The organism is Megasphaera intestinihominis, assembly GCF_040096415.1.
In the GTDB taxonomy this organism is placed as follows: Bacteria; Bacillota; Negativicutes; order Veillonellales; family Megasphaeraceae; genus Megasphaera; species Megasphaera intestinihominis.
Genome location: NZ_JBBMEU010000013.1, coordinates 32,022 through 39,959 on the forward strand (window position 1 = coordinate 32,022; position 7,938 = coordinate 39,959).

9 protein-coding genes are annotated in these 7,938 nt (G+C 49.6%); 8 read left to right on the forward strand and 1 reads right to left on the reverse strand.

Translation table 11 applies throughout. The features are described 5' to 3' along the window. The 8 genes from WMO23_RS03510 (at position 1) to WMO23_RS03545 (ending at position 6,376) form a co-directional block, all read left to right on the forward strand. Entirely contained in the window at positions 1-735 is a 735-nt protein-coding gene (locus tag WMO23_RS03510; protein ID WP_014016003.1) for a YebC/PmpR family DNA-binding transcriptional regulator, read from the forward strand. 236 nt (positions 736-971) lie between these two features. Further along, complete coding sequence (locus WMO23_RS03515) at positions 972-1,214, forward strand: DUF1858 domain-containing protein (protein WP_020310427.1); 243 nt, start codon at positions 972-974, stop codon at positions 1,212-1,214. 14 nt (positions 1,215-1,228) lie between these two features. After that, a complete protein-coding gene (locus WMO23_RS03520; RefSeq protein ID WP_020310428.1) occupies positions 1,229-1,822 on the forward strand; it encodes a hypothetical protein in 594 nt (197 codons plus the stop codon). Between the two features lie 37 nt (positions 1,823-1,859). After that, positions 1,860-2,402 (forward strand): hemerythrin domain-containing protein, encoded by a 543-nt coding sequence (locus tag WMO23_RS03525; protein WP_349173263.1) that lies wholly within the window; start codon positions 1,860-1,862, stop codon positions 2,400-2,402. 237 nt (positions 2,403-2,639) lie between these two features. Further along, on the forward strand, positions 2,640-3,995 hold the full coding sequence (locus WMO23_RS03530; RefSeq protein ID WP_349173264.1) for a hypothetical protein: 1,356 nt from the start codon (positions 2,640-2,642) through the stop codon (positions 3,993-3,995). Further along, complete coding sequence (locus WMO23_RS03535; protein WP_292298566.1) at positions 3,967-4,824, forward strand: nuclease-related domain-containing protein; 858 nt, start codon at positions 3,967-3,969, stop codon at positions 4,822-4,824. The genes WMO23_RS03530 and WMO23_RS03535 overlap by 29 nt, the downstream gene beginning before the upstream one ends. After that, on the forward strand, positions 4,721-5,674 hold the full coding sequence (locus WMO23_RS03540; protein WP_292108352.1) for an ATP-binding domain-containing protein: 954 nt from the start codon (positions 4,721-4,723) through the stop codon (positions 5,672-5,674). The genes WMO23_RS03535 and WMO23_RS03540 overlap by 104 nt, the downstream gene beginning before the upstream one ends. Before the next feature lie 210 nt (positions 5,675-5,884). Then, entirely contained in the window at positions 5,885-6,376 is a 492-nt protein-coding gene (locus tag WMO23_RS03545; protein ID WP_349173266.1) for a tetratricopeptide repeat protein, read from the forward strand. Between the two features lie 1,381 nt (positions 6,377-7,757). Here the strand turns inward: WMO23_RS03545 and WMO23_RS03550 are convergent. After that, positions 7,758-7,938 (reverse strand): IS3 family transposase (locus WMO23_RS03550; RefSeq protein ID WP_349173268.1); only part of this gene is annotated, 181 nt, incomplete at its 5' end.

Below are 7,938 nucleotides of genomic sequence, written 5' to 3' on the forward strand. Positions count from 1 at the left end.
ATGTCTGGACATTCTAAATGGGCGAATATTAAACGTAAAAAAGGGAAAAACGACGCAATCCGCGGTAAGATCACGACCAAAATCGGCCGTGAAATCACGATTGCTGTCCGCATGGGTGGTCCGGACCCGGTCGGCAACATGCGTCTGAAGCTGGCCCTTCAGAAAGCAAAGGAAAACAATATCCCGAAAGATAACATCAAACGGGCTATCCAGAAAGGCGCTGGCGCTACAGAAGGCCAGAACTACGAAGAAATCGTATACGAAGGCTACGGCCCGGCAGGCGTTGCCGTTACGGTCAACGTCCTCACGGATAACCGCAACCGCGCAGCCGCTGCTGTCCGCCACGAATTCTCCAAATCCGGCGGCAACCTCGGCGCTACGGGCTGTGTCAGCTGGATGTTCCACAACACGGGCATCTTCGTCGTCAACCGCGACCAGGCCGATGAAGACCAGATCATGGAAGTCGCCCTCGATGCCGGTGCTGATGACGTAAAAGTTTCCGACGAAGACTACGAAATCATCACCACGCCGGAAGCCTTCGACGCTGTCGAAAAAGCCCTGGCTGACAACAACATCGAAACGGAACACGCATCGATCACCATGGTTCCGGAAAACACGATCAAACTCACGGGAGAAGACGCTGAAAAAATGGAACGCTTCGTAGACGCCCTCGACGAACTCGACGACGTCCAGGACGTATACCACAACGCAGAACTTCCGGAAGAGGAAGAATAAGAGTGGTTAGTGGCTAGTGAACCATTCACTACAAACTGCAAGCTGCAAACCTAAAAAGGCGCTGTCGCAAAGACAGCGCTTTTTTACTAGCCATGAACCACGAGCCACTAAATCCCCAAACCGTTGTAATAACAACCGATTGTCCTATTTATCCATGGTATACTACGTTCAGAAGTTGAGAGAACCTCACTTAGAGATAAGATATAATTCATCCACTTACTTAGGAGGTAGGTACTATGTTGAAATCTGTTTTGAATAAATTCGCAATGAATGAAAAAGTTACGTCTGATATGATTATGGGCGATATCATCCGTCTTCATCCGGAAGTCGTCGATACCCTTATTTCTCAGGGGATGCACTGCCTGGGCTGCCCGTCGTCGCAGCAGGAAAGCCTGGCCAATGCCTGCTTTGTCCACGGCCTGGACCCGGAAATCGTTACTAAAGCCGTCAACGTTGCCATTGAAGCGAACAAACAGTAAGAGGAGGACATATCATGAGCGCATTTTTAGGACCCATCCATTTTTGGTTATACAATAAAATCCAGTTCCAGGAAAGCCTGATCGACGAACTCATCCGCTACGCATCCAGCCAGGGCTGGTCCGACAGCGATTTGGTCGACAAATACGGCAGCAAAGACCGCCGCAAACTCGATGAAGTCATCGACGAATCGAACATCCACGGCTGGCTCCAGTCGCGCATCCACGATGCCGAAGGCCGTTATGCCGCCTTGGTACTCGACGTTGCCGGTGACCAGGAAGACCGCCTGACGGCACTGAAACAGGCCGCTTATGACTTCGGTGCCAGCCAGCATCTCAATGCCACTACGGCCCCGGAAGCCTTCCACCGCCTGGACGACCTGCTCCTGGACGGGATGCCCTGCGACCAGGTCAACCGCGTCCGCGAAAGCGATGACAGCCGCATCACCTGGGACCGGACTATGGACCTGCACAGCGAATTCTGGCAGGGCCACGGCGACCGCTACTACGCCCTGCGCCAGGCCTTGGTCGACGGTCTGTTATCGGCTACGGATTACGCCTTCACCAGCCCGGCCGAAGGCCAGTATGAAATCGTCAAGAAATCTGCCTAAACGAAAGAGAGGGAGCCTTATGTATTGCACGGAAGTCATGGTTAAACAACATGCCAATATTTCACGGATGCTGAAAGTCATCAAAGAATCGTGTTGCGCTATTCTGGAAGGGGCTGAAATCGACCAGCAGGAATTTGCCGAAATCCTCGATTTCATCCGCCGTTATGCCGACGGCCACCATCACCGCCGGGAAGAACTCGTCCTTTTCCCTGAAATGGTCGACCACCTGGAAGAAGTCGCCTCCATCATCATCAAGCACGGCATGCTCGTCGAACACGACCTCATCCGTGCCCATGTCCGGGACCTCGACGAAGCCCTCAAACTCTACGCCCAGGAACCGAAGACGGAATATAAACTCCAGGTCCTGACCGAAGCCATGGCCTATGCCAACCGCCTGCAGCAGCACGTAGAAAAAGAAAACAACGTCGTCTACCCCTTAGCCGACCGCGGCCTGTCCGATGATATCAAAGCTAAAATCGACCAGACTGTAAAAGACATGGAACAAGAAGAAGGCCCGGAATTCGTAAAAGGCTACATGGAACTCCTGGACCGCCTGGAAAAGAAATATAAAATCGCGTAGCCCGGCTCTCCTCATAGGAGAGCTGTCAGCGAAGCTGACTGAGAGGTTGCTCTTTTTACATAGTTTGTAGTACGGAGTTTGTAGAAGATGGCTTAAAATTTTTACCCATTGCTAGCCACTAACCACTAATCACTAACCACTAAAAAAACTTGTCGCACGGCGACAAGTTTTTTTTATGCCAAGACACATTTTGTCCTCTTATTGATGTATAATAATATGTCCAAGGAGGCGATAGGAATGAAACAGATTGACGTAGTACAAGCACAGCAAGATATCCAGTTCATCTATAACTGCTATAAGAAATTTGCCCTTGACGTGGACGAATGTCGGGCGGTCCTTAAAGAACGCGACTGCTGCGAACATCGCGACAGTGATGGTCATCTGCTCTTTGAGGATGCCAGCTCCCTGACGATGATAGATAGCGCCAAGAATTGTCATGATACGTATATCTGCAAAAAATGCCATACTGTTTTTTCGCTGAAAATTGACCCGGATACGCACGAATACAGCTACAATGAAGTCTTTAGATATAACAGCCTGGATGACCTTCTCAAGCCGGATTTCATAGCACACCTCGAAAAATCCCATCATATTTTGGACAAGATGCAGCAGTTCACGCCCAAAGATGTCACCTTTTTCCACAATAACCTTAAAATCCAGGCCGAACTGCTCCAGCGTGAAATCCGTCGACAAACGGCTATCTTAGAGAAATTGGATTACATCACCCTGGACCTGCCCTATTACGATGACTTTTCAGCCAAACACATCCGCAGCATCCTCTTTCCCCTGTACCAGCAGATGACATTCAGGACATTTTGGGTACTGAGCTTTTCCGTGCCCATCTTTAATACTCTCGATTATTATGATTGTACGGTCAATCTCCTCGACGACATCCCGGGGCTCAATATGGACGAAGCGCTCATGCTTATCGAAGACTGCTTCAAAAAGGCCGGCACGACCTTGCAGGAAAGCCGGCGCCGTTATGCCTGGGAACCCGTCTGTAATCACCGCGATGAACAGGGGAACCTGCTGATCCATAATCTGCTGAATATGGTACAGACCGTTGAATGTGAACGCTGCCATGCCGTCTTTACCCTGAATTTCAACGAACAACTGGGAAAATACACCCATGGCTACCTCCTGAACGACTGCCACTTCTACGACTTCGAACGGGCTGGCGTCGCCGAGAAAGCAGAAGCCGTCCTGGAAAAAGACAGACTTTCCAACGTCCATTCGCTGACGGACTATTACCATATGCGCGAAGAATTGAAAGAACAGTACCAGGCCGTCACGGAAGATAAGATGGCCTGCTGGGAACTGGTGGGACGCCTGAATACATGCCTCTTAGAAATCGATGGCCTGAATACCTTCACGCGCCATCAAGTCGAAGACAGCGTGTTGTATGCCCAAAAAGAAATGATCGACCGTTATCTCTGGCAACATGGACTTCAAAAACAGCTCAAAGCCCGGCTGAAAGAATTCGGCACCCTTCCGTCCCTGAAGTATCCCTGGTATAATAAGGAGAACACGAAGACAGAAGATACAGAGAAAGGAAAGATACTGCATGGCACGTTTTTATCCGACCATCGATGACGATTTTCATGGCAGCGATGGCGAAATACAGGTCTATCAGGCCTTACAACAATTAAGTGACGGATATGTCGTCTTCCATTCCTTCCGCTGGCTCGGCGAACCGGGCCAATACCGGAGTGAAGGGGAAGGCGACTTTATCATTTTCCACCCGACCAAGGGCATCTTGTCCATCGAAGTCAAATCCGGCGGTATCGGCTATGAAGAAGGCAGTTGGATCCAAATCAACCGCAGGAATAACAGCAAAAAACGCATCAATCCCTTAGGACAGGCTGCGGAAACGCAGTACCGTATCCAGCGGATCCTGCGCCAGCATTTCCCCTATGACTGTCCCATGATTGGCCGGGCGGCCTGGTTCACGTCGGTCGCCATGGATTCGAAACTGCGTCTGCCAGCCGAAGCCGTTCCGGAAATCATCCTGGACCAGCTGAGTTTAGCACATCCGGAAGAAGCCCTGGACAAGGTTTATGCCTATTGGAAAGACCACCTGGGCCGGTCCTTTACACCGTTGAAGCCGCCGGAATTCAAAGCCCTCATCCAGACACTCATGCCGTCTTTCCGCATTGCCGAAACGATTTCCAGCAGCAGCCGGGAAACGAAGACGTCCTACGTCCAGCTGACGAACCAGCAATTCTCTATACCCCGGTTCTTGCAGGAACAGCGGACGGCGGCCATTTACGGGCCCGGCCGGCACGGGCAAGACTATGCTGGCCGTAGAAAAAGCGCGGATGCTGGCCAGTCAGGGAAAAAAGGCCCTCTATCTGTGTTTCAACGAATTCCTCCTGCAGTACCTGCGACGCCATTATCACGATCCGCAGATTACCTTCCATAATGTACGCACTTTGGCTGAAGAAATCCTCCAGGACGACACCTTGCCCCTCAATAAAGTCGTTGCCGTCTTTGAACAGTACTTTGAAAGCGAATTCAATGATGATGACTGGGCGTATCCCAACATCGTCGTCGACGAAGGCCAGGACCTGAGCGACTCTATCCTGGAACACCTGAGCTTCCTGGCAGAATTACAGGACGGCTGTTTCTACATCTTTTACGACCGCAATCAGTACATCATGAGCCGCAAGACGACGGGCTGGATCGATAAGAATGCCGAATGTCGCCTGGTCCTCTATAAGAATTGCCGCAATACCGCTGAAATCGCCACGTCCATCGGCAAGTTGATGCACATGAAAGACAGTTATGTCAACACCATCCAGGGCATGACGCCGAAAGCCGTCTTTTATGGGAACGAAAAAGAACTGCAGAAACAGGCAGACCGCTTCGTCAAGGACATGTGCCAGCAAGGCGTTGCCCTGAAAGACATGGTCATCCTCACGGCCCACTCCGTCGGCCATAGCGGCCTCAAAGGCTGCCGGACCCTCAACGGGATTCCCGTCACGACGGAACCGGAAGACGGCAAAATCCTCTTCACGTCGGTACGGAAATTCAAGGGCCTCGAAGCCACGGCGGTCCTCCTCATCGACGTCAATCTGTCGGAACTCCCGGACGACCTCATGCAGCGCCTCATCTACGTCGGCTCCTCGCGGGCTACGATGTACCTGAAAATCGCCTTCTGCGAAGACATCGAAAAGAAAAACTACGGCCCCATCCTGGATGCCCTGACCGACGAACCGGTCAAGCATAACCGCAGCGGACTGGTCAAAACCCTGCACTTAGAAGCGGACTAATGGGAGCGCAGGCCAGTGAAAGGCTCTCTTTCTAGGAGAGCTGTCAGCGAAGCTGACTGAGAGGTTGCTTTTAAATTTAACTCCATCCGCTGACTGCTAAAAAAGGCACTGTCGTCGTGCGACAGCGTCTTTTTGCCTCGCCATGACAAAACCTGTCCTACTCAGATGCTATAGTGAAGATATAAATTGTATTTCACAGGAGGGATAGTCATGGACAGAAGCGAACAGACCAAGAAGAATCAGGCCATCAATTTGTATACGTGGGGCTTAGAACTCCTCTCTGACGGCGGCCACGTCCGGGATGCCGATAAAGTGGGCTGGATGCTGATAGAAAATGCAGCCACCCAGGGTGACCGGGACGCTCAGAACTATTTAGGCGATGCCTATTTTTACAGTTACAAAAAAGATGAAAAAGCTGCCTTTTGGTACACCAAAGCCGCTGAACAGGGACTGCCAGAAGCCCAGGCTATGCTGGGGATGCTCTATCTCCTGGGACGCGGCGTCACACGGAATTACGCCAAAGCCCGCCATTACTTTGAACAAGCCTTGCAGGGCGGTGAACTCAACGTCGAAGCCGCCGTGGCCCAATATTGGCTGGGCCAGATATATAAAGAAGGCATCGGCGTCCCGAAAGACAGCGAAAAAGGTGAAAAACTGATCCGCCTGGCCGCCATCAACGGTTATGCACCCCATGGGAAATAAGTGAGCGCAGGCCGCCGGTCGCCGGTCGCCTCGGAATCAGATGCGGCTTCGCCGCGACAAACTCAAACTGACAACGACGCTTCGGGAAGCCCTCAGCGCGTAGCGGGCCGCCCGCCGCTACCATCCGTCCGGGTAACCATCCTGCACCTGAAAAATCAGAATGGTTTGGGACGGCCCCTACGGATGCGGCTTCGCCGCAATAAATTCATGAAATAAACGCAGTTCGCTGGTCGCAGATGGCAGTCCGCCGCGGTCTTGCAGACCACAAAAAAATCACGGCCAACGGCCTTGTGCGTAGGGGCTGTCCCAAGCCTTTTTGGCCCGTCAGGTGCCGATCGTCGGGAGGTGCAGGACGGCTGCCAAAACGGACAGCTGTGGCTGGGCGTCCCGCTTGTGAGATTCGACCATAGCCTATTCAAGCATAATGGCAGGCTTTTACGAGCCGCGGCTATTGTCACAAGCGGAGGGTCACTCGAAGCGATGTTATTTTTCTGAATCTGTTGTCGCTACGTGCGGTAACAGATTTATAAAATAAAAACAGTTCGCCGGCGTCTGCTCGCAGGTCGCAAAAAACACTGGACGTATGTGTAGGCGGTTCATGGAGATGATGAATAAAGATTTAGCTAATATGCAAAATAACCTCAATAAGATTACCTATCAGTCGTTGAAAATTCCGAACTTTTATTGAGGCAAATAGGATTTTCAAAATCTATTGGGCAAGGAGTCACTGATAACGCAAGCAATTTTCCTACGACAAAGTAAACAGATTGTTTGATATGCCAGAATCCATTAAAATATTACTGACAAGTAACTGCAAAATTGATATAATAAAACCAATATAAATGACAAAAAATGTTACAAAGTCAGTTGGGTGGTGAAGATGATGGATTGCTTAGTAACGATTGAAAATGCAATGAAAACTTATAATCTCTTATCTTTACATATGCCTGAAAGTCATTGGGGGGGGGTAACTCTATCTTATAACTGCAATCAACAAGGCAATATTATGCTCGTAGACAGTACGATACTATCGTGCTGTCTTTTTTTATGTATTTTTTGAAAAGTGACAGAATATGTCTTTATTACATGATATCCTAAAGATATAGAAGAATATTTGATTTTGAAGGCGTATATTACGCGAGTGTTTTGTCTTGTATTGCAAAACAAATTTGCCCTATTCCGATTGGCTGGTGGGCCTTGAGTTGGAGATTTATCCAATCGAGATGTCTTAATATTTTGAAATGATTTTTGGAGGATTTTGTATGAAACCGGTAGAGGCGCAGTTAAAACAAATTAAAAAAGAGTTTGAAAAAAAGAAATGATGTGACCCCAAAAAGTTAGACCTTGGTAACGAGACAGTTTTTACTGTCTCGTTACTTTTTTATGCTGTCTGTCGGAAAATTCTGTATTGGACAGGACTTTTCCAACCTAGTTTCTCTTTGATTCTTTGCTCATTATAGTATTTGATATATCGTTCAATAGCATCTTTTAGTTCCTCATAGCTGTAGTAAATCACCCCATAATACATTTCTTGCTTCATTAAGCCGAAGAAGTTCTCCATG

Bases quoted from the DNA above. Each gene is read 5' to 3' on its own strand.
- WMO23_RS03510 (WP_014016003.1), top strand. From the start codon at position 1: ATGTCTGGACATTCTAAATGGGCGAATATTAAACGTAAAAAAGGGAAA.
- WMO23_RS03535 (WP_292298566.1), top strand. From the start codon at position 3,967: ATGGCACGTTTTTATCCGACCATCGATGACGATTTTCATGGCAGCGAT.
- WMO23_RS03545 (WP_349173266.1), top strand. From the start codon at position 5,885: ATGGACAGAAGCGAACAGACCAAGAAGAATCAGGCCATCAATTTGTAT.
- WMO23_RS03525 (WP_349173263.1), top strand. From the start codon at position 1,860: ATGGTTAAACAACATGCCAATATTTCACGGATGCTGAAAGTCATCAAA.
- WMO23_RS03515 (WP_020310427.1), top strand. From the start codon at position 972: ATGTTGAAATCTGTTTTGAATAAATTCGCAATGAATGAAAAAGTTACG.
- WMO23_RS03540 (WP_292108352.1), top strand. From the start codon at position 4,721: ATGCTGGCCAGTCAGGGAAAAAAGGCCCTCTATCTGTGTTTCAACGAA.
- WMO23_RS03530 (WP_349173264.1), top strand. From the start codon at position 2,640: ATGAAACAGATTGACGTAGTACAAGCACAGCAAGATATCCAGTTCATC.
- WMO23_RS03520 (WP_020310428.1), top strand. From the start codon at position 1,229: ATGAGCGCATTTTTAGGACCCATCCATTTTTGGTTATACAATAAAATC.